Source organism: Hymenobacter gelipurpurascens, from assembly GCF_900187375.1.
Taxonomy (GTDB): domain Bacteria; phylum Bacteroidota; class Bacteroidia; order Cytophagales; family Hymenobacteraceae; genus Hymenobacter; species Hymenobacter gelipurpurascens.
The window spans coordinates 109,915-131,421 of record NZ_FYEW01000003.1 but is presented as its reverse complement, the minus strand read 5'-3'; the positions used below and the strand labels follow the sequence as shown (position 1 = coordinate 131,421).

The window sequence follows — 21,507 nt, the reverse complement described above, 5'->3', positions numbered from 1 at the left end:
TATAAGTATAGCAAGTACGTCATCCTAACCTGGCGCAGGATCTTCTCACGTGAGCACGGGGCTCTAGGCCAGTCGTTCTTACCTGACAAGATCCTGCGCCAGCTCAGGATGACGTGCTTTTAGAGTAGGCGTAGTTGGCATAGATGCCCTAGGTCACATCTTCACCTCTTCCCTACCTCACGGCTTGACCATTTCACCTTTTACCCGGCCTGCGGCGCAACACGTGCCAGATAGACTGCAGAAAGGGCCACGGCGTCACGGAGTTCATCACCTGCAGGTTTTCAGCCCAGGAAGTACGCTCATCCAGAAAATCAAAAATCCGCTCCGGTGGGTTTCGCTGGAAAAGCTCCGTGAACAGGTCGCGGGTACGCTCGCCGCGGCGCTGCATGATATCCAGCAGCAGCGTATCAAACAGCTGAAACTGCCAGTGGTCGTTGGTAGAGTTCCGGGGGGGGTTGTCAGTAGTAGCCAGCGCCTCCACCAGGCGGGCCGAGTGCTCCTGAATGCGCTTAAAGGCATAGCCCGTGCTGGGTTTTGCCCGTCCGGCGCGGGTGCCTAGGTTGATGATGGAGTGGCCTACACGGCTCTGCAGCGGGTGGTCCGTCATCGGGATGGCGCCAATTTCCTCGGCCTCAATCCGGAAATCGGTTACTCCCAGCGTATTGTGCAGGTATAGTCGCATGGCCTGTTCGTAGGCCTCTTTAGGGAGCAGCTCGGCCGAAAACAGGGTATATTCGACTAAAGCCCGGCGCTTACTGAAGGGCAGCACATACATAAAGCGTGCTTCGTGGTGCTGCTCACCCCGAAAGTCCATGAACTCCACCGTGGTGGGGTCAAACACGTCGTGGTCTGTTTCTACCTCCCAACCCACAAAATGCTGCAGCAGATACCGATGCTTCTCGGGGCGTGGCACTAGCTCGGGCGGGCGGCTATCGAAGGCGTAGCGGGCCGTAAACGTGCCGAGCGGCGTAGTGGCTTGTGCGCCACCTTCAGGCCGGTTCTCTAGGCCACTCACCGTCGTTTGGAGCAGTGTAAACTGCGGGTTATCGGCCAGCGCGGCCCGTACAAATCGGTAGAAATCCAGGCCCCGAATCATTTTGTAGCGGTGGCGCTTCAAGGGAAACACGTGCTCGAAACCGGGGCTGCGAAAAGCCAGCTGGCCCCACTCGTAGGCCACTATGCCATCGAAAAGCGTGGGCTTATCAGCCCAGAACGACCAAGTACGGTCGTTTTTATCCTTGGCTTCGGGTTCCAGCAGCAGCACCCGCTTGTGGCGCAGGCGCGGCTCCTGGCTGATGTGATAAGCCAGGCTCAGCCCCGCCGCACCGCCGCCCACAATCAGATAATCATACTCAACTACTGCCTCCATACGAAACGACGACCGTGTTTTGGCCGCCGTTGCAAGGTAAGCCAGTCGCACCGATTTCGGCATTACAACAGTAATATGCCCAACTGCGCCACAGCTTTGGAAACATGCCTTAGGGCTAAAGTCGCAGTCATCAACCGCTTCACCCACCGTACCAGACGCACTACACACAAAATTCCCCGCCTCTTCTCACGAAAAAGCGGGGAGCTTGTATAGCAGCCGAAGTGGCCTAGAAGTTTGGCGAGAGCAAGTATTTGCTGTAGAAATCGTCGATGATTTTCACCGCCGATTCGGCATCGTCAACCAACTGCACGAGGTGCATGTCCTCGGGCGAAATGTTGCGCTCGTCCTGGAGCATCACTTGCTCAATCCAGTCGAACATCCCCTGCCAGTACTTGGTACCTACCAGCACGATGGGGAAGCGGCCAATCTTCTTGGTCTGAATCAGGGTAATAGCCTCAAACAGCTCATCGAGCGTGCCGAAGCCGCCGGGCATGCCGATGAAGCCCTGCGCATACTTAACGAACATCACCTTCCGCACGAAGAAGTAGTCGAAGTTGATGATCTTATCGGGGTCGATGTAGATGTTGTTGAACTGCTCGAAGGGCAGCTCAATGTTCAGGCCTACCGAGCGGCCGCCCTCAGAGTGGGCACCCTTGTTGCCAGCCTCCATGATGCCGGGGCCGCCCCCCGTGATAACGCCGTAGCCGTGGCGCACCAGCTTAGCCGCAATTTCTTCGGCCATCTGATAGTAGGGGTTATCGGGCTTGGTGCGGGCCGAGCCAAAGATGGACACGCAGGGCCCGATCTTCGACATCTTCTCGAAGCCTTCCACGAACTCGGCCATCACCTTGAAGATCTGCCAGGAGTCGGCAATCTTGATTTCGTTCCAGTCTTTATCTACGAAAGCTTTGCGGATGCGCTGCTCGTCGTCTACCTGAACGGTACGCTCACCATGCGTCTGCTCGCGGATATCACTGATGGTCTTGACCTTATTGTCGTTGATGTTGGGCTGCCTGATAGTCTGGCCGCTGCCTGCGTTCAGTACTTCGTCGGCAACTTTGGTTCTACTGGTTTTTTTGAGCTTCGACATAGGAGCTACAAGGGTAAAAATGGCACAGACAGCCAGCAGCACGAAGCCACTGACGGCGTGGGATTGGCCTGTACCAAGGTAAAAATTAGGAAAATGGCAAAAAGAAGGTCGCCTCACGGAAGGAAGGCGACCAAAAGTAGCGACCGGCAAGTTAACAATTTGTTAACATTACCCTAGGCCAGGTAACGAAATTGTTACGGATAGGCCTAGGCCACTGAAGGCTTACTGCCAACGCTTTTCATTGGGCCCGAATAGCAATTACGGGGTCCAGGTTAGAGGCCAGCACTGCCGGAATAATACCGGCCAATACCCCAATCACTACTGATACCGTCAGGCCCAGCGAGATGTTGCCGGCCGTAAGGAAAAGCGGCAGCCCATCCTGCGGCAAGAGCGTAATCAGGAACACGAGCAAAATACCGGCGCCACCACCCAGCAGGCATAGGAACACGGCTTCAAACAGGAACTGGAACAGGATGAAATAATTCTTGGCCCCCAACGACTTTTGAATCCCGATGATATTGGTGCGCTCCTTCACCGACACAAACATGATGTTGGCAATACCGAAGCCGCCCACCAGCATAGCAAACGAACCTATGACGGCGCCCGCAATGCCGATGACCGAGAAGAGTTGTGTAATGGCGTTGGCCAGCATTTCGGGGCGGTTCAGGGCGAAGTTGTCCTCATCCTGGGGCTTCAGGCCCCGAATGTTGCGCATCACGCCTTTCATCTCATACTCCAGATCCAGCAGGCCAGGGTCATCGTCGCGGCCCTTCACGCCAATGCTCGGGGCCACGCCGCCCATGCCATTGGAGCTCAGGGCGAACATCTTCGTGAACATGCCAAACGGAACCAAGCAGTTAGTGTCGTTGCTGGGAGTATCAAGTAGCTTCTTGCCTTCCTTCTGCATCACGCCAATCACTACGAATTTCTGGCCGCGGGTTTTGAACTCCTGACCCAATGCCGAGCCATTAGGGAACAGCGTTTCGGCAATTTCGGCCCCGATGATAGCCACGTTTCTCGCCGATTCTACCTCCTGGGGTGTGAAATAGCGTCCTTCCACAATGGGCACATCCGAGACAATGTTGTAGTCCATGCTCACGCCCTGCAGGTTGCAGCCTTCCATGCTGTTACTGCCCACACGAAACAGATTGCCGCTGGTATTAGCAAAGATGGCAATGCCCTTGTTGTTGGGCCCCAAGCGGCGCTGCAACTCCCGGAACTCCCGCACCGTAGGCACGGGTCGGTTGAAGTATTTCCACCACGCAAAGTTGTTTTCGAACACCCACGGCCACTTATTTACATAAATGACCTTGTCGCCCACGAAGTTCATGCTTTGCCGTACGTTCGTTTCCAGCGAATCGACGACGGTGAATACCGCAATGATGGCAAAAATCCCGACGGTAACGCCCAACAGCGACAAAACTGTACGAAGAAGATTGGACTTAAGTGCTTGCCAGGCAAAGCGGAAACTCTCCAACGTCAGGCGCAGTTCTTTCATCAGGGAAGCAAGCAGTTAGGCACTGGTGACAGGCAGAACGTTCCATTGGCATCCATGGCACAGTCTGAACGACACACGCACCATTTCACGAATTCGCCATTTTACCTCACCGGGCGAAAAGTAACGATTAATCCGGCGCAAATGACTACTTTTGCGGCTCAATTTTTTCATTAGGTTCCCCACCTATTGCCCTGTCTGGCCCATGAAACTGTCCGAGTTCAAATTTGACTTGCCTGAAAACTTACTGGCACAGCATCCGGCCAAAAACCGCGACGAATCACGCCTGATGGTGCTGCACCGCGATACTGGCAAGATTGAGCACCGCATCTTCAAAGATATTATTGAATATTTTGGCGAAGGAGACGTTTTCGTAGTAAACGATACGAAGGTATTTCCCGCTCGTCTGTATGGCAACAAGGAAAAAACCGGTGCCAAGATTGAAGTATTTCTGCTCCGTGAGCTGAACAAGGAAATTCATCTCTGGGACGTGCTGGTAGATCCGGCCCGTAAAATCCGCGTTGGTAATAAGCTGTATTTCGGCGAAAGCGACATGGTGGCCGAGGTTATCGACAACACCACCTCGCGCGGCCGGACTATCAAGTTCTTGTTTGATGGCCCCGACGAGGAGTTCTACAAAGCACTACACGACCTGGGCGAAACCCCAATTCCGAAGGAGTTTATCCCGCGCGAAACGGAAGCTGCCGACAAGGAGCGCTACCAGACCATTTATGCCAAGAACACGGGTGCTGTAGCCGCGCCTTCGGCTGGTTTGCATTTCACCCGCGAGGTAATGAAACGCCTGGAAATCAAAGGCGTAGAGGTTGCTCCGGTAACGCTGCACGTAGGCCTAGGCACCTTCCGCCCCGTAGATGTGGAAGACCTGACCAAGCACAAAATGGACTCGGAGAACTTCATTGTGCCCGCCGAAACGGCCACGATAGTAAACCGGGCCTTGGATAACAAGAAGCGGGTTTGCGCTATCGGCACCACTTCCATGCGCGCCATGGAATCGTCGGTATCGGCTCACTCCCGCCTGAAGGCCACGGAAGGCTGGACGGATAAGTTTATCTTCCCTCCTTACGAGTTCAAAATCTCGAACGCTCTGCTCACCAACTTCCATACTCCGGAGAGCACGCTGATGATGATGGCTTCGGCTTTTGCCGGCCATCCACTCCTAATTGAGGCCTACCAGTTGGCTATCAAGGAGAAGTATAAGTTCTTCAGCTACGGCGACGCCATGCTGATTCTGTAGGTTTCGTTTCGACGACTACCGCCTACAAACCACAACGCCCAGCTACCTTTGGTGGCTGGGCGTTGTGGTTTACTAGCCTAGGCCACTCTCCAGGTATATCTTCCCACTTCTTATCTCGTTTCACGCATGCCACTAAGCAGATTCGCCATTCTGGTTGCGGGCGGAACCGGTACGCGCATGGGCGCCGGCCGGCCGAAGCAGTTTCTGGAACTCCTCGGTGAGCCAGTGCTCCTGCATACGCTTCGGCGCTTTATGGAACCCGCGCTAAGCGTGCAGGACTGTGTGGTAGTACTACCTCAGGATCAGTTTACTATCTGGCATGAGCTCTGTGCGCGGCACAGCGTTTCTATTCCGCATACAATTGTGGCTGGCGGCCATTCGCGGTGGGCTTCAGTACGCAACGGACTCGCTCATCTGCAGGCCCAGAAAGCCGGTGTAGTAGCTGTACACGATGGCGTACGGCCGCTGGTGTCGGCTGCCGTGATAGAGGCCACTTATGCTGCCGCCGAGCTGCATGGCGCCGCCGTAGCAGCAGTGCCGCCCAAGGACTCGGTGCGCAGCTTGAGTCAGCAGGGCTCCTATGCCCTCGACCGCACCCGACTGCGCCTGGTGCAAACGCCCCAATGCTTCGAGCTAGGCCTATTACAACGCGCCTATCAGCTTCCGGAGCTCTCGACTTTTACCGATGATGCCAGCGTGGTGGAAGACCTGCAACCCATTCATCTGGTAAACGGCGACTACCGCAATCTGAAAATCACGACGCCGGAAGACCTGATTCTGGCCGAAGCCCTGCTCCGCGCGCAGTAGCGCAAGCTCGCACGAGTGGCCTAGGCCACCTCAGCAGACATAAAAATGGCGGCCGGACTCTGGGAGTCCGGCCGCCATTTTTATGTCTGCTGGGCTTAACGACCGCAGCGGATGGTCCAGGTTTTGCCATTCACGGTTACGGAAGCCAGGTTGTCGCAGGCCTGGGTGCCGGTGGGGTCGTAGTTGAGCAGCATGGTTTTCTCCTTCGAGTTCGTAATGCTCAGGGTACCGGCTACAAAGGTGCGGGCGCATCCCAGTTGAAACTTCTTGATCAGAGGTTGATCAATAGTAGCGGTGTAGCTGACGCCCCGGCGGTTTGTGCCGCTGGCCTGCCCCGTTACGGAATACGTGTCATCCAGCACGGTTCGGGTAGCGCTACCAGCCGTACGGGTATACTTGCGCTGCGAGGTCCAGGTATGCGTGCCGGCCGGCGTAGTTACGCTGGCCCCCTGCACTGAGAGGTCCCAGGAGCCGCCCCCAAGATTCGTGATGGTGCGCGTACCGGTATGGTGGTTGTCGTTGCGGTAATAATCTACCAGGGTAATGGTGGTTGTGGCTCCCGCCTGCCGATACGGGCCACTGAAAACGGCCACAATCTTACCTCGGCGCGCTACGCCGTTCGGGCCCACGCAGTTTACGGGGCCAAAGTCGAGGGTGAGGGTGCGAGTGGCGGCATCAAAGGTGCGCGTGAAGCAAGAGCCCGCCAGGCGAACTAGGTCCGTGGGCTCCGCGGCCGGGCTGCCGGCCACCGTGATATCGGCGGGCGAGGCGGCTTCTACCAGGTCGCCCATGGCCGCATTTTCGTCCTCTGCCACGCTTTGGTCTTCGGCCGAGGCCGTAACAGTAGCAGCATCCTGCGGATCATTGCCTTTGTCGCAGCCAGCCAGTACGAATAAACTACCTGCCAAGAGTACGCCGCTGAGCAAGCGCGATGTAGAAGTAAACATAAAGAGGGGGAGAAATGGTGAGTGGTGGAACAACTGATTTCGGCGCTTGGACCAACACTATATAGATAAGTTTAAATGCTTTTGAAAGTATTTTTAAAAGGCCTTCCCAACTCCATTCCCGGGGGTGCGTATAGTTCAGGGCATCTACCCCATCGGTCGTAATATCCTGTCTTTATGTCTGTTTCCCGGTTGTTCCCACTTCTGCTTCTACCGCTAGGCCTCTCCTCCTGCTCCTCGGGCGAGAGCAACAAAGACCCGGTAGCAGAAGCCAAGTTCAAAAACGAAAAGCGCATTGGCGACGAAGCCATTACCGAAAAGCAGGAGCAGGATGCCGAGTACGTGGTGAATACGGCCAGCCACAACATGTTTGTGCGCGACGCCAGCCAACTGGCCCAGACTAAATCTACTGCACCAGCAGTCAAAGCCCTTGCCCAGAGCCTGGTAGCCCAACACGCGGCCAACCAGCAAACCATCCAGACGCTGGCCGCGCAGAAAAACATTGTGCTGCCTACTGGCCTAGGCGGCGACCAAGCCCAGACGCTAGGCCAGTTAGCCGCCCTGAACGGAGCCGCTTTCGACCAAAAGTATACCGATGCGCTCATCGACCTGCACAAGAAAGCTGTAGACGAGGCGGAGGATATGCGGGATGAGGCCTACGATGGCGACATCCGGCAACTGGCCACCCAGCAGCTGCCCTTGCTGAAACAGCATCTGGAAGCTGCTGAAGAACTTCAAGATCAACTCAAAAAATAACTTCTTTTCCAGTTTTCTGGACTTAACATTCTCCTTTATGAAAATGCGCATTCTCTCGGTACTGTCCCTTTTCGCTGCCCTTTCACTCAGCAGCTGCGGCGACGCAAACAAACGCACGGATGGTACTGCTGGTACGGCTGTAACGGACATGGATTCTGCTGCCACGGAAGGTGGTGTGAAAGCCGATGCCGTCGTGATTGATAACAATGCTGGCCCCACCGTTACGGCCGATGCAGATTCGGCAACCGCCGACACTGCCAAGTAGCATAGCGGCTCTAGGCCACCAGTAGCATCCACCTCTATCCCCTCATCTGCCATGAAACGTTCCTTCTTATTTCTGACCTGTTCCCTAGCCCTACTCGTTGGAACCGCAGCCTGCAACTCCCAGGACTCGGTGAAGCAAGCAGAGCAAACGAATGAAGCGAAAAACGAAGCAGCCACTTCTGACACAGAGTTGGGTGATGTGAAAGAAGAAGGTAAAAACTTCGATGCTGAGTTTATGGCCAAAGCGGCTAGTGGCGGCATGCTGGAAGTACAGCTAGGCCAGGCAGTAGCCGCTAAGGGCACCACCTCGGAGGGCAAAGAATTCGCCAACATGATGGTGAAGGACCACACCAAAGCCAATGCGGAGCTGAAAGCCCTGGCCGCCAAAAAGAACATCACGCTACCCGCCACCCTAGGCGACGATCATCAGAAAGTTCTGAAAGATGTAACCGAGGAAAAGGGCACCGAGATGGACAAAGAATACCTGAAAGAAATGGTCAAGGACCATGAGGAAGACGTGAAGGAATTCACGAAAGCCTCTGTAAAAGCCTCTGATCCTGAGATTAAAGCTTTTGCTACTAAACAAGTACCCGTCTTGCAGCACCACCTGGAAATGGCGCAAAAGATGAGCACTGCCCTGGAATCGCGTAAGTAATTATTTGCGCGTTTTTTCCCTACCCCACTCCAAACCATCCACTACTATGAAACGCACTTTGTTTAGCATGGCCATTGCGGCCCTGATGATTACCTCGGCTTGCTCTTCGAACGACTCGACGACGGCTGCTTCTGATACAACAGCAACGGATGCTACCGCTACCGATACCAGCGGTATGGCTACCTCTGGCATGCCCGCCGACTCTGGTATGGCGGCTGGTTCTGCTATGGCTGACCCCAACGGGCCTACGGCTCCGCATTCCACGGATGCTGAGTTCATGAAGTCGGCTGCAGCCAGCGACCAGAACGAGATTCAGCTCAGCAAGCTGGCCCTGGAGAAAGGCGTAACGGGCATGGTGAAAGACCACGCCAACATGATGATTAAGGACCACACTACGTCCACGAATGATCTGAAATCCATTGCGCAGAAAAAGAACGTAACGCTCCCCGCCGACATGGACGCCGAGCACAAGACCATTGCCGCCGATATGCGCAAGCTGTCGGGCAAGGACTTCGAAACGAAGTACATGCAGCAAATGGAAATGGACCACCAGAAGACTCTGAACACGCTGGCAGCACATCAGAAGATGACCAAGGACAGCGATGTACAAGGCTTCATCACAAAGGTGCAGCCCGTAGTACAGGCCCACCTCACTATGTTTAAGCAGCACGCTAGCGGTACCATGTAGGCCACCTTGGCTCTAAATACTTGATCATAAAAGAGCCGCTTCCTGTTCAGGAAGCGGCTCTTTTGTTCTTTACTAAAGTAAAGCGGAAAAAGTGGTCTAGGCCACTTTTTCCGCTTTACTTTCCGTTTCAGTAGCGTATTTGCTGGTGCGCAGCTCTTCGGCCAGGAAGCGGCTGGTGTGCCCCTTGCCCGACTTAGCTACCTGCTCCGGTGTGCCTTGGGCTACAATAGTGCCGCCACCTCCGCCACCTTCCGGCCCGATGTCAATGACGTGGTCGGCCACCTTAATCAGGTCCAGGTTGTGCTCAATGATGAGCACTGTGTTGCCTTTATCGGCCAGCTTGTGCAGCACTACCGAGAGGTGGTTGATGTCCTCGAAGTGTAGGCCAGTCGTGGGCTCATCGAGGATGTAGAACGTCTTGCCGGTGTCCTTTTTGCTGAGCTCGGTGGCCAGTTTCACCCGCTGGGCTTCGCCACCTGAAAGCGTAGTAGCTTGCTGGCCTAGCGTGAGGTAGCCGAGGCCTACTTCATTCAGGGTCTGGATCTTGCGCAGAATGCGGGGCTGAAACTCGAAGAACTCTACAGCTTTCTCCACCGTCATATCCAGCACGTCGGTAATGGACTTGCCTTTGAAGCGAACTTCCAGCGTTTCGCGGTTGTAGCGACGGCCTTTGCAGGTTTCGCAGGGCACGTGCACGTCGGGCAGGAAGTTCATCTCGATGGTTCGCATGCCAGCTCCTTCGCAGGTTTCGCAACGCCCACCCTTCACGTTGAAGGAAAAGCGGCCCGGCCCGTAACCCCGGATCTTGGCTTCCGGCAGCGACGAGAACAGCTGGCGAATCTCGGTGAACACGCCGGTGTACGTAGCCGGATTGGAGCGCGGCGTGCGTCCAATCGGCGACTGGTCTACCTCAATCACTTTATCAATGAGCTCCAGGCCTTCGATCTTGTCGTAGGCCAGTGGCTCACGCTTGGCGTTGAAGAAGTGCTGGTTGAGAATTGGGTACAGCGTGTCGTGGATGAGCGACGACTTGCCCGAGCCTGATACGCCCGTCACGGCAATGAGCTTGCCCAGCGGAAACTTGGCCGTTACGTTTTTGAGGTTGTGGCCACGGGCACCTTTCAGCACCAGCTCATTGCCCTCACCGGCACGCTTTTTCTTGCGCAGCTCAATGTGCTTCTGCCCACTGAGATACTGCGAGGTTAAGCTGCCCGATGTGAAGATTTCCTTGGGCGAACCTTGCGCCACAATGTGCCCGCCATGAATACCGGCACCGGGGCCAATGTCCAGCACGTGGTCGGCGTGCATGATCATGTCCTTATCGTGCTCCACCACAATCACGGAGTTACCCAGGTCGCGCAGGTGCTGCAGGGCCTTGATCAGGCGCTCGTTGTCGCGCTGGTGCAGACCAATGCTGGGCTCATCCATGATGTAGAGCACGCCTACCAGCTGGGTACCAATCTGGGTGGCCAAACGGATGCGCTGGCTTTCGCCGCCCGAAAGTGTACGCACGGAGCGGTGCAGGTTCAGGTAATCGAGGCCTACTTCCAGCAGGAAACCAATGCGCTTGCGAATTTCTTTCAGCAGCTCACGCGCAATCAGGTTCTGGCGGTCTGTGAGACGGTCTTCCAGCCCTTCAAACCAATCGGCCAGATCGTTCAAATCCATCACCGATAGCTCTCCAATGTGCTTATCGGCAATCTTGAAGTGCAGGGATTCCTTTTTCAGGCGGAAGCCGTGGCACTCGGGGCACTCCTGCGCCTGGGTATACTGCTGAATCCATTCCCGGATGTTCTCCGAATCGGACTCCATCTGACGCTGCAGGAACGGGATAATGCCTTCGAACGGCTCGGTATAGTTCGGCTTTTTGGGGTCAGCATCTTCGTCCTCGGCCACACCATAAAGCAGACGCTGCACTAAGTCTTCGGGGAGCTTCTCGATGGGCGTGCTGAGGCTAGCTTTATTCTTCTTCAGGATGAGGCCTAGCTGCTGGAAAATCCAGATATCTCTGTACTCGCCCAGCGGCGCAATGCCGCCGCGGCTCACACTCAGCTTCTTATCGGGCATCACCGAGTCTTCGGTGATTTCCTGTACCTCACCCAGGCCATTGCAGACGGGGCAGGCACCGTATGGAGAGTTGAAGGAAAACGTATTGGGGGCCGGGTCATCGTAGGCGATGCCGGTAGTGGGGTCCATAAGGAAGCGCGAGAAGAACTGCGTCTTTTTGGCCTCATTCTTCTCGTCGGGGGCCAGCACCAGCATGGTGCCTTTGCCGTGGGTGAGAGCGTTCTGAGCCGAGCCCGACAGTCGGAACCGGTCTTCTTCCTTCACCACCAAGCGGTCAATCACAATCTCGATGTCGTGGATCTTGTAGCGGTCCACCTGCATCTTGGGCGTTATGTCGAGCAGCTCGCCATCTACGCGCACCTTCGTGAAGCCCAGCTTGGCAATCTGCTGGAACAGCTCGCGGTAGTGCCCTTTCCGGCCCTTTACTACCGGAGCCAGCACTACCAGCTTCTTGTCGTCGTAGTGCTTGAGGATGTAATTGATGATCTGGTCATCGCTCTGCCGGATCATCTTCTTGCCCGTAGCGTAGCTGAACGCCTCGGCGGTACGGGCGTAGAACAAGCGCAAGAAGTCGTATATCTCGGTGATAGTCCCGACCGTGGAGCGCGGGTTGCGCGAAGTGGTTTTCTGCTCGATGCTGATAACCGGCGACAGGCCCTCAATCTTGTCCACATCGGGGCGCTCTAGGCCACCCATGAAGCTCCGGGCATAGGCCGAAAACGTCTCCATGTAGCGCCGCTGGCCCTCAGCATAGATGGTATCGAAGGCCAACGACGACTTGCCCGAGCCTGAAATACCGGTGAACACCACCAGCCGGCCCCGCGGAATCTTAATAGATACGTTCTTCAGGTTGTGCTCCCGTGCGCCATATACCTCAATAAAAGGCGCGTCCATATCGGCGGCGTGGTGGCCTAGCTGGCCTTTCGCGAGGGAGGGCAATACGCCAGGCAGCTCCAGCGTAGTGGCCGTGGCTACTACTGCTTCGGAAATCTGTTCAGAGCGGGGTGTGGAAGCCATAGCCGCCTGCTGCGCACCCTTCGCCGTGGTCAGGTCGGGCTGAGGAGCCGCCGGAGCCGCTTTTTTGGCGGCCTTGGTAGCCGGCGCTTTAGCTGCGCGGTCGGCCTTGGGGGCCGCTTTGGTTTTAGAAGCAGCCGAAGTAGAGGAACTAGTAGCGGCAGTTGTTTTTTTGGCCATGCAACAGCGAAGCGGATAAGTCTGCAAAGGTACGCAAAACGCGCCCCGATGGCTACCCTCGTGTAGGTATTTGCCAAGCCTGTTAGCGGCTTAGCATTCCTGTTTCAACAACAGGTACAGAAGAGGATAGACGGCCTATAACAACGCAAGTGGCCGAAATGTCCCACGCCTTCAGAAGTTCTTCCGGCGAGCCGCTAAAAACTTGAGGCCGCCAACGTATATTTTGAATTATGGTGCTGTTTTTGCGTTTGATAGGTATCTCCCTTTTGTTCTCTTCGCTCATGAAACTATTGCTCAAATCTGCCTTCCTGCTGGCGCTGGGCCTGCTGGTTTACACGGAGCCAGCTCAGGCTCAGGTGCAAATTCAAGTGGGTATCAACCAGCCGTACTGGGGCCCACCTGTAGCGCAGGGTGTGCAGTATTACTACATCCCTGAAATTGATGGCTACTACGATCTGTACAGCCAGTCCTACCTGTTTTTCGACCCTGTATATGGAGCGTGGGTTAGCTCGCCGGTTTTGCCGCGCGCCTACGCTTCCTACGACCCGCGCTTCTTTCACCCGGTTGTAATCCAGTATGTAGGCCGCCAGCCTTGGGGCTATCTGCGTGACCACCGTGCGTATTGCAACAACTGGGGCGTGCAGCCGGGCCGCTACTACGGCGCCAACTGGCCGGGCCGCGGCTATAGCTACGCGGTTCCGCGCGGCAGCTATTACAACGGCAACAATGGCTACTACAACCGCCCGAACAACCAAGGTGGGTATGCCCGGGGCGACTACCGCGATGATAACCGCGGTGGCTACTACGGCGGCAACCGCAACGACAATCGTGGCGGCTATGACAACCGCAGCAACCCAAGCCCCGGAAATTATGGCTCCCATGATAACCGCGGCAACGATAACCGCAGCAATGATCATCGTGGTAATGACAACCGCGGTGGCGGCTACGAGCGGAACGACAACCGCGGCACCATCGACAATAACCGTGGCGGTCAGAACCAGACCATAAGCACCCCGAGCGGTGGCCGGGGCCGCATTAACTAGCCCAACCCGCTACTGCTTCCAACACAAAAAAGGCCCTTCCGGTGGAAGGGCCTTTTTTGTGTCGCCCTGATTCTGGATGAGTGCCCACGCGGCTCTCCCGAAATAGTCGCTATTTTTCGGGGCGTTCTGGGGCGGGGTTTCTTATGGTTTCTGTGTTTTTATTCAGCGTGCGGCGTGGCTAAGTTTTCGTTTCTGACGGGTAAGCGGCGCGTGTTTGGCGTATTGTTTCTGCTGTTGCTGATGCCGGCCATTCAGGGCTGGCTTAATATTAAGATTTTCAGAACGAGCTCATTAGCCGGCTATGCCGAGCCGGCACCACGCCCCACTCTCACCTGGCAAGGCCTGCGCGACAACACCTACCAGCCAGCACTGGAGCGCTACATCACGGAGCATGTTGGCTTTCATGATCTGCTGATCCGGCCGCGCAATCAGGTGGCCTACAGTCTTTTCGGGCAAGCAAGGGCGCATGGCGTGGTGGTAGGCGCACGGGGGGTGTTGTTTGAGGAAGCGCCCATTTTAGCCTCTCTTGGGCAGGATGCCGTGAGCCAGGAAGAAGTGCAAGCCAGCGTGAGTCGGTTTCGGGCGGTGCAGGATACGCTGGCCCGCCGCGGCAAGTTCCTGGTGTTTGTGGTGGCTCCCAGCAAGGCGGCCATATATCCGGAATTGCTGCCAGTGGCCTACGAGAATCAGCCAAAGCGTTCTTCTAACTATGATCTTTATGCTGTGCACATGCAGCAAGCCGGACTGAACGTGCTGGATGCCGGTGCCTTGTTTCGGCAGTGGAAGACCTCTTCTCCGTATCCGTTGTTTGCGCGGAGCGGTATTCATTGGAGCGGCTATGGGCTCACGCTTGTGGCCGATACCCTCTTCCGCTACCTGGAGCAGCGTGCCCACCTCGACCTGCCCAACTTCCGCCAGACTGGCCTAGAGGTTAGCACTACGCCGCGCCACCCCGACGGCGACATCACCAAAGCCCTGAACCTGCTCTGGAACCCACCGGCGTTTCCGTTGGCCTACCCAACCATTCAGTTTGAGCCTATTCGGGCCGGGCAGCAGCGCCCCCGCCTCTTGGTGGTGGGCGATAGTTTCGTCTGGAATTTCATCGAACAGTATCCTTACCTAGACTCATTATTTTCCCCTGACTCTCGGTTTTGGTACTACAACAAGGAGGTGGTCTGGCGCAAACATCAGGATAAGATGCAGGGCGAAACTAGTGTTGCCAACCTCGACCGTAAAGCGGAGCTGCTGCGCTTTGATATCGTGCTGGTACTTTTCACGGAGCACAACCTGCGCTACTTCGACCAAGGCTTCAGCCAAGATGCACTACAGGCGTTCAGCAAGCCCTGAGCCTGGCTATATCATTTTTGGCAGCGGCAGCGTAAGCGGGAACCGTGGGGTTTGGCCCCGTTCTTGTCTTAATGCTTTCTCCTCCCACCATAGCACCTCTTTCTATGAAGCTTCTTGCAAAAATGGCCCTGACTGGCCTACTGGCTGGCTCCTTAACTGGCCTAGCCACTTCATCGGCCCAGGCTCAGGTGACGGTCAACATCAACCCGCCCTCCTGGGGACCTTCTACCCCGGCCGGCACCGAGTATTACTACATTCCCGAAACCCAGAGCTACTATGATCTGCGGGCCCAGCGCTACATCGTCCCACAAAACGGGCAATGGGTGCGTGTCGCGAATGTCAATGGCTACAACCCGAGCTCTTTTCACCCGGTAGTGCTGGATTATCATGGCTCGCAGCCGTGGTCGCAGTACAGCCGCCACCGCGAAATATACCTGCCGCCCGGACAAGTGAAGCGCCTGCAGAGCGGCAAAGGTCTGCCGCCCGGACAAGCCAAGAAAATCTACGGTGGCAACCCCGGAAATGGGCATGGCAACGGAAACGGCAAAGGCCACGGCAAGGGCAAGCACTAGGCCTGCCGGCGACGATTCATCAGCCGACCCGGCGCATCCATTGCTGCGCCGGGTCGGCTTTTTTGTGCTCAGCTGCGGCGTACCGCCGGTAGCCCTGTATTTTCGCCGGGCCTTTCCACTCCGCGCCTCATGGTATTCAGCAGTACGCTCTTCCTGTTCTATTTCCTGCCCGGGTTTCTGCTGCTGTATTTTCTGGCGCCTACTCGCCTCAAAAATGCCGTGGCGCTAATAGGGAGCTTGCTGTTTTACGCCTGGGGCGGCCTGAATTTTCTGGCGCTGTTTCTGGGCTCGGTAGTTCTGAACTTCTACCTCATCCGGCTGATGGACGCGGCCATGGGCTGGCAGAAACGCATCTACCTCACCAGCAGCATCCTGCTGAATGTAGGCATGCTGTTCTACTTCAAGTACGCCAACTTCTTCCTCGGAAACTTGAGCGAAGTGAAGACAGCTTTGGGCGGCGAAGCCCTGCATTGGCAGCAGGTAGTGTTGCCCATCGGTATCTCATTTTTCACCTTTGAAAAGCTCACGTATTCTATTGATGTGTACCGCGGCGTGAACCGGCCGCTGCGCAGCTTCTGGGACTTTCTGCTCTACATCATGCTGTTCCCGAAGATGATTGCCGGCCCCATCGTGCGCTTTCATGAAATAGCCGAACAACTCCAGGACCGCTCCGCCTTCGATACGGTAGACCAGAAGCTGGCGGGCTTGTTTCGCTTTGTGATAGGCCTAGCGAAAAAGGTCCTCATTGCCAACGCTCTAGGCCAGGAAGCCGACCGTATTTTTCAGCTGAACCCAGCCGAGCTATCAGCGCCGCTGGCGTGGCTGGGCGCCGTGGCCTACACCTTCCAGATATACTTCGACTTCTCCGGCTACTCCGATATGGCCATCGGTATTGGCCGGATGCTGGGGTTTCAGTTTCCGGAAAACTTCAACAACCCGTACATCTCGCGCAGCATCACGGAGTTTTGGCAGCGCTGGCACATCACGCTGGGCCGCTGGATGCGCGACTACCTCTACATTCCGCTGGGCGGCAACCGCGTAAAGCCGGCCCGCCTCTACCTTAACCTCTGGACGGTGTTTCTGCTCTCGGGCTTCTGGCACGGCGCCGCCTGGAACTTTGTGGCCTGGGGCGCTTTTCATGGCCTATTCCTGATTCTGGACCGACTGTTTCAGCTGCGTCTCTCCCGGTTGCTCGGTCCGCTGAGCATCGTGCCCACGTTTCTTATCACGGTAGTTGGCTGGGTCTTGTTTCGGGCCGAGAGCCTGAGCGCCGCGCTGGCCTACCTGGGCACCATGTTTCGCCTGGATTGGCCTAGCCACTCTCTAGTAGGCCTCTCTCCGGAATTCTGGACTACGCTTGGGCTGGCGGCAACGCTTTCCTTCATGGCAGCCCTGCCGCGCGTGGAGCGCTGGGAGCTGGGGTGGCTTACAGCGGAACCCATGCCGTTGCGGCGCGCTATAGGTCTAGGCCTGCTCACGGTAGTTCTTTTTCTGCTGAGTGCCAGTTATGTGGTCAGCAGCACGTTCAATCCATTTATCTATTTCCGCTTCTAGCCTCGTTCAGCTTACACGGGCGTATCATTATCCTGACTGAGTGCTATATATTTTATTGACAGGCTCATACACCAAGCCTTTGTCGTCTTATATCCTCTGGGAAGACCTATCTATTCCGGAGCTCAATGGAACTTGTTGAGGCTGAACCAGCTTTGCCAACGCAGGCCAGGAAAACCAATACAGGCTATCCTTTCGTAGTTCTATTTCTATGAGCTATGTCCTACTATCTTTTTAGCAACTCATGCCTCTATCCCACCTTCTTGCGCAGCCTAGCTTATCGGCAGAATTGCAGCGTTTACTGCCGCCCGGACATTGTGGTGTATTGGTGTACCGGATGCCGGGTACCTCTGCCGAGTTTAGCGTGCGGAGCACCATTCTAGGCCTGTTGCGCCGTGGGAAGGTAGATTATATCCGGTTGGCGGAAGGCTGCGAGCTGCGCCTCGATTGGCTGGTGGCTGTAGATGGCCAGCGCCTGGCCGCCTAGGCCACCCTGGCGGCTGGTTTTGCGTAGAGAATAGCCTTCACCCACACGTGCCCGCCCATGTCTACTACGCCCGCCTACACTCCCATCAGCTGTTCTTTCTACGACGAGCTGGAAGCCCGCGCCACCACCGGCCAGCCCTGCACCCTCACCTACCGCACCGAGCCCGACACCCCGCCCAGCACTTACCACGGCACCATTCAGGACCTTTTCCTGAAGGATAAAGTAGAATACCTCCGCCTCGCCGACGGCTTCGAGCTGCGCCTGGATGCGCTGGTAGCGGTGGATGATAAGGAACTGCGGAATTACTGCTAGGCCACTTCCAATAAAACCTTGCACGTCATCCTGAGCGGAGCGAAGGATCTTATCAGGCAAGAACAACTGGCCTAGACTGTATCGTTTACGCGTGACAAAATCCTTCGCTCCGCTCAGGATGACGTGCACGGATTCGTTTAGCAACAACGGCAGCCCCATTTGGAGCTGCCGTTGTTGCTAAACGAATCCGTGCAATCTGATAAATCCGTCTAAATCCGTGATTAAAACTCCGCGCTCTTGGGGAAGCGGGGGAAGGGAATCACGTCGCGGATATTGGCCATACCGGTTACGAACAGGATGAGACGCTCGAAGCCCAGGCCGAAGCCGGCGTGCGGCGCCGTGCCGTACTTGCGCAGCTCCAAGTACCACCACAGATCATGCTCGGGCACGTTCATTTCGGCCATGCGCTGGGTGAGCTTCTCTAGGCTTTCCTCCCGCTCCGAGCCGCCGATGATTTCGCCGATGCCGGGGAAGAGTACGTCCATGGCGCGCACGGTTTTGCCGTCGTCGTTGAGCTTCATGTAGAAGGCCTTGATATCCTTGGGGTAATTGGTCAGGATAACCGGCTTCTTGAAGTGCTTCTCTACCAGGTAGCGCTCATGCTCGCTCTGCAGGTCGGTGCCCCAATCCACGGGGAATTCGAACTTCTGCTTGGCGGTCTTCAGGATTTCGACCGCCTCGGTGTAGTTCAGGCGCTGGAAGTCGTTATCCACCACAAACTGCAGACGCGTGAGCAGTTCCTTGTCGTACTGCTCGTTGAGGAATTTCAAGTCGTCCTGGCAGTTCTCTAAGGCGTAGCGCACCAGGTAGCGGAGGAAATCCTCGGCTAGGTCCATGTTGTCCTGCAGGTCGTTGAAGGCCACTTCGGGCTCAATCATCCAGAACTCGGCTAGGTGGCGGGCGGTGTTGGAGTTTTCAGCCCGGAACGTAGGGCCGAAGGTGTACACCTTGCCCAGTGCCATGGCCGCAATTTCGCCTTCTAGCTGGCCCGAAACGGTCAGGTTGGTTTGCTTGCCGAAGAAGTCCTGCTTGTAGTCTACTCCAGCCTTATCCTCCGTGAGGGGCGGGTTTTGGTCGGGCAGCGTGGTTACCCGGAACATCTGGCCGGCGCCTTCGGCATCGGAACCCGTAATGATGGGCGTGTGCACGTAGAAGAAGCCCCGGTCGTTGAAGAACTGGTGCACCGCAAACGCCATGGCGTGCCGAATGCGCAGCACCGCGCCAAACGTGTTGGTGCGGGGGCGTAAGTGGGCAATTTCGCGCAGGAACTCCAAGGAGTGGCCTTTCTTCTGCAATGGATACGTTTCGGTATCGGCTTTGCCATACACCGTAATTTCTGTGGCCTGAATCTCTACCGATTGTCCTTTGCCCTGAGAAGCTACCAGTTGGCCACGCACCAGCACGGCGGCACCGTTCTCTACACCATCGGCCTTCAGCTTATCCTCCGGAAACTGCTCGGCGTTGGCTACCACCTGAATGGAATTGAAGCCGGAGCCGTCATTCACGGCAATAAACTGCACGTATTTGTTGCCGCGGCGGGTGCGCACCCAGCCTTTCACCAGCACTTCGCGGTCCAGCTCGGTGCTGCTTAGCAGCTGCTGCACGCTGGTTCTTCTAAGGTCGGACATCAGGACTCTTGGTTCTCGAGGTTAAAACTTTATTAAGCACAAAGGTAAGCGTTTTGCGAGGCGAAAACCGGCCTTTCTCCGGTAGGCCGCCTGTCCTTAATGCCCTAGGCCACTGTCTACACCGCTTTTCCTGCTCGTGTAGCCCACCCGATGCTATCTGAACGGTAACTGGACCGCTGGCGAAACGCACGGCTTCACCCCAACATTTTAGCCGAAACTCAAGTACAGAAAGGCCTATATTTGGCCTAACCACCCCGTTTCCAAACCGGCGGGGCGTACGCGTTTTTTAGAGTATGCAACGACTGGACATGAAGCAGCTTCTTTCGCAGAAGCTGTCACCCCAACAGATACAATTCATTAAGCTGCTGCAGATTCCGACGGCAGAGCTGGAAGCCCGCATCAAGGAAGAGCTGGAGGTAAACCCGGCCCTGGAGGAAGGCGACGACAACGAGGAGTTTGAGGAAGAGGAGCGCGCCGACGACAGCGACGACGAGGAGTACGACGACCCTGATTCGGAATTCGACAACGACGACAACACCCTCGACGAGGATTTCCGCGATGAGCAGGGCGAAGAGCAACCCGAGATAGAGATTCCTATCAAGGACGACGAGCCGGCCGATACCAAGGAATCGTCGGACGAGGACCTCGACCTGAGCGATTACCTCAACGACGACGAAATAGCCGGCTATAAAATGCAGGGCGACGGCCCCGGCGAGGACGAAGACGACCGCGAAATGCCCCTGGCCGACACCAGCGGCTCCCTCATCGACAGCCTCCTGGACCAGTTGAGCTTTGGCAACCTCGACGAAAAGCAGGAAGCCATCGGCCGCCAGCTCATCGGCTCCATTGACGGTGATGGCTACATCCGCCGCGACTTGTCGGCTATAGCCAACGACCTGGCTTTCTCGCAGAACATTGAGGCCACGGTGCCCGAGGTAGAAGCTGTGCTGCACCTGGTGCAGTCCTTCGACCCCGCCGGTATTGGTGCCCGCGACTTGCAGGAGTGTTTGCTGCTCCAGCTGGAGCGCCGCCCGCAGGATGAGATTACGGAACACGCCGAGCGCATCCTCAATGAGACGTTCGAGGAGTTCACCAAGAAGCACTACCAGCGCATTCAGCAGCGGCTGGATTTGGAAGACGAGGAAATCAAGGAAGCTATTGCCTTGATTCTAAAGCTCAACCCGAAGCCCGGCGGAACTGGCCCGGTAGGCTTGGGCAAGGTGCAGTACATCATCCCCGACTTCATCCTGACCCACGACAACGGCCAGTTCAACCTCACGCTGAACTCCCGCAACGCGCCAGATTTGCGCGTGTCGCCGGCCTACACGGAGATGTTCCAGGCCTACGATAAGGCGTCGAAGAAGGACAAGAAGATGAAGGAAGCCGTGACCTTCGTGAAGCAGAAGCTCGACTCGGCCCGGTGGTTTATTGACGCCATCCGGCAGCGCCAGAACACCCTACTGCGCACCATGGACTCCATTGTGCGTTACCAGCGCGACTTCTTCCAGGACGGCGACGAGAGCAAGCTGCGCCCCATGATCCTCAAGGATATAGCCACCGAAATCGGAATGGATATCTCGACGGTGAGCCGGGTGGCCAACTCGAAATCAGTGCAAACGGAGTTCGGAATTTATCCGCTCAAGTACTTCTTCTCCGAAGGCATTGCCACCGACTCGGGCGAGGACGCCAGCAGCCGCGAGGTAAAGCATATTCTGAAGGAAATCATCGAAGGCGAAAAGAAGGACCGCCCGCTCTCCGACGACAAGCTGGAGAAGATGCTCAATGCCCGCGGCTACAACATTGCCCGCCGCACCGTGGCAAAATACCGCGAACAGCTGAACATTCCGGTGGCCCGCCTGCGCAAGGAACTGTAGGCCATTCGTTTTCTGCAACATACCACTACGCCCGAAGCATTCGTTTCGGGCGTTGGTGTGTATAGCCCAGCCGTAGAATGGAACGAGTGGCCTAGGCCACTCGTTCTGT

Annotated in this window: 19 protein-coding genes; 13 read left to right on the top strand and 6 right to left on the bottom strand. The window is 56.3% G+C overall.

The window, feature by feature from the left end; translation table 11 throughout:
• Positions 1–193: 193 nt before the first annotated feature.
• From CFT68_RS18840 to CFT68_RS18830, 3 genes are all read right to left on the bottom strand, one after another.
• Positions 194–1,369 (bottom strand): lycopene cyclase family protein, encoded by a 1,176-nt coding sequence (locus CFT68_RS18840; RefSeq protein ID WP_170934860.1) that lies wholly within the window; start codon positions 1,367–1,369, stop codon positions 194–196.
• A 226-nt stretch (positions 1,370–1,595) separates the two neighbouring features.
• A complete protein-coding gene (locus tag CFT68_RS18835) occupies positions 1,596–2,459 on the bottom strand; it encodes an LOG family protein (protein ID WP_088845232.1) in 864 nt (287 codons plus the stop codon).
• 238 nt (positions 2,460–2,697) lie between these two features.
• Positions 2,698–3,957, bottom strand: coding sequence for an ABC transporter permease (locus CFT68_RS18830; protein WP_088845231.1), 1,260 nt, complete (start codon positions 3,955–3,957; stop codon positions 2,698–2,700).
• Between the two features lie 202 nt (positions 3,958–4,159).
• Between CFT68_RS18830 and queA the strand changes: the two genes are divergently transcribed.
• A complete protein-coding gene (gene queA, locus CFT68_RS18825) occupies positions 4,160–5,209 on the top strand; it encodes a tRNA preQ1(34) S-adenosylmethionine ribosyltransferase-isomerase QueA (RefSeq protein ID WP_088845230.1) in 1,050 nt (349 codons plus the stop codon).
• A 126-nt stretch (positions 5,210–5,335) separates the two neighbouring features.
• Entirely contained in the window at positions 5,336–6,016 is a 681-nt protein-coding gene (locus tag CFT68_RS18820; RefSeq protein WP_088845229.1) for a 2-C-methyl-D-erythritol 4-phosphate cytidylyltransferase, read from the top strand.
• Positions 6,017–6,111: 95 nt separating this feature from the next.
• Here the strand turns inward: CFT68_RS18820 and CFT68_RS18815 are convergent, their stop codons facing one another.
• Entirely contained in the window at positions 6,112–6,963 is an 852-nt protein-coding gene (locus CFT68_RS18815; protein ID WP_088845228.1) for a hypothetical protein, read from the bottom strand.
• 174 nt (positions 6,964–7,137) lie between these two features.
• Here CFT68_RS18815 and CFT68_RS18810 point away from each other — a divergent pair, with 174 nt between their 5' ends.
• Genes CFT68_RS18810 through CFT68_RS18795 form a run of 4 tightly spaced genes read left to right on the top strand, consistent with a single transcriptional unit; the run spans position 7,138 to position 9,323 of the window.
• On the top strand, positions 7,138–7,716 hold the full coding sequence (locus CFT68_RS18810) for a DUF4142 domain-containing protein (RefSeq protein ID WP_088845227.1): 579 nt from the start codon (positions 7,138–7,140) through the stop codon (positions 7,714–7,716).
• A 37-nt stretch (positions 7,717–7,753) separates the two neighbouring features.
• Positions 7,754–7,981 carry a hypothetical protein gene (locus CFT68_RS18805; protein ID WP_088845226.1) on the top strand — a complete coding sequence of 76 codons (228 nt, stop codon included), beginning with the start codon at positions 7,754–7,756 and terminating at the stop codon, positions 7,979–7,981.
• A 51-nt stretch (positions 7,982–8,032) separates the two neighbouring features.
• Positions 8,033–8,635, top strand: a complete 603-nt coding sequence (locus CFT68_RS18800; protein WP_088845225.1) for a DUF4142 domain-containing protein — start codon at positions 8,033–8,035, stop codon at positions 8,633–8,635.
• Between the two features lie 46 nt (positions 8,636–8,681).
• Positions 8,682–9,323 carry a DUF4142 domain-containing protein gene (locus CFT68_RS18795; protein WP_088845224.1) on the top strand — a complete coding sequence of 214 codons (642 nt, stop codon included), beginning with the start codon at positions 8,682–8,684 and terminating at the stop codon, positions 9,321–9,323.
• A gap of 96 nt (positions 9,324–9,419) precedes the next feature.
• Here CFT68_RS18795 and uvrA read toward each other — a convergent pair whose 3' ends face one another.
• Positions 9,420–12,284, bottom strand: coding sequence for an excinuclease ABC subunit UvrA (uvrA, locus tag CFT68_RS18790; RefSeq protein ID WP_088845506.1), 2,865 nt, complete (start codon positions 12,282–12,284; stop codon positions 9,420–9,422).
• A 581-nt stretch (positions 12,285–12,865) separates the two neighbouring features.
• Between uvrA and CFT68_RS21590 the strand changes: the two genes are divergently transcribed.
• The 6 genes from CFT68_RS21590 to CFT68_RS18765 all read left to right on the top strand — a co-directional run bounded on the left by CFT68_RS21590 (position 12,866) and on the right by CFT68_RS18765 (position 17,896).
• Positions 12,866–13,627 carry a hypothetical protein gene (locus CFT68_RS21590; protein WP_141106623.1) on the top strand — a complete coding sequence of 254 codons (762 nt, stop codon included), beginning with the start codon at positions 12,866–12,868 and terminating at the stop codon, positions 13,625–13,627.
• Between the two features lie 174 nt (positions 13,628–13,801).
• Entirely contained in the window at positions 13,802–14,974 is a 1,173-nt protein-coding gene (locus CFT68_RS18780) for an alginate O-acetyltransferase AlgX-related protein (RefSeq protein WP_088845223.1), read from the top strand.
• A gap of 104 nt (positions 14,975–15,078) precedes the next feature.
• Positions 15,079–15,546 carry a hypothetical protein gene (locus tag CFT68_RS18775; protein ID WP_088845222.1) on the top strand — a complete coding sequence of 156 codons (468 nt, stop codon included), beginning with the start codon at positions 15,079–15,081 and terminating at the stop codon, positions 15,544–15,546.
• Positions 15,547–15,675: 129 nt separating this feature from the next.
• Complete coding sequence (locus CFT68_RS18770) at positions 15,676–17,100, top strand: MBOAT family O-acyltransferase (RefSeq protein WP_088845221.1); 1,425 nt, start codon at positions 15,676–15,678, stop codon at positions 17,098–17,100.
• A 241-nt stretch (positions 17,101–17,341) separates the two neighbouring features.
• On the top strand, positions 17,342–17,584 hold the full coding sequence (locus CFT68_RS21585; RefSeq protein ID WP_170934859.1) for a hypothetical protein: 243 nt from the start codon (positions 17,342–17,344) through the stop codon (positions 17,582–17,584).
• Between the two features lie 57 nt (positions 17,585–17,641).
• A complete protein-coding gene (locus tag CFT68_RS18765) occupies positions 17,642–17,896 on the top strand; it encodes a hypothetical protein (RefSeq protein ID WP_088845220.1) in 255 nt (84 codons plus the stop codon).
• 221 nt (positions 17,897–18,117) lie between these two features.
• On the opposite strand, the gene asnS is transcribed toward CFT68_RS18765, so the two are convergent.
• Positions 18,118–19,524 (bottom strand): asparagine--tRNA ligase, encoded by a 1,407-nt coding sequence (gene asnS / locus CFT68_RS18760; protein ID WP_088845219.1) that lies wholly within the window; start codon positions 19,522–19,524, stop codon positions 18,118–18,120.
• Between the two features lie 293 nt (positions 19,525–19,817).
• On the opposite strand from asnS, the gene rpoN reads away from it, so the two are divergent.
• Positions 19,818–21,398, top strand: a complete 1,581-nt coding sequence (gene rpoN, locus CFT68_RS18755) for an RNA polymerase factor sigma-54 (RefSeq protein WP_088845218.1) — start codon at positions 19,818–19,820, stop codon at positions 21,396–21,398.
• The last annotated feature ends 109 nt before the right edge of the window (positions 21,399–21,507 follow it).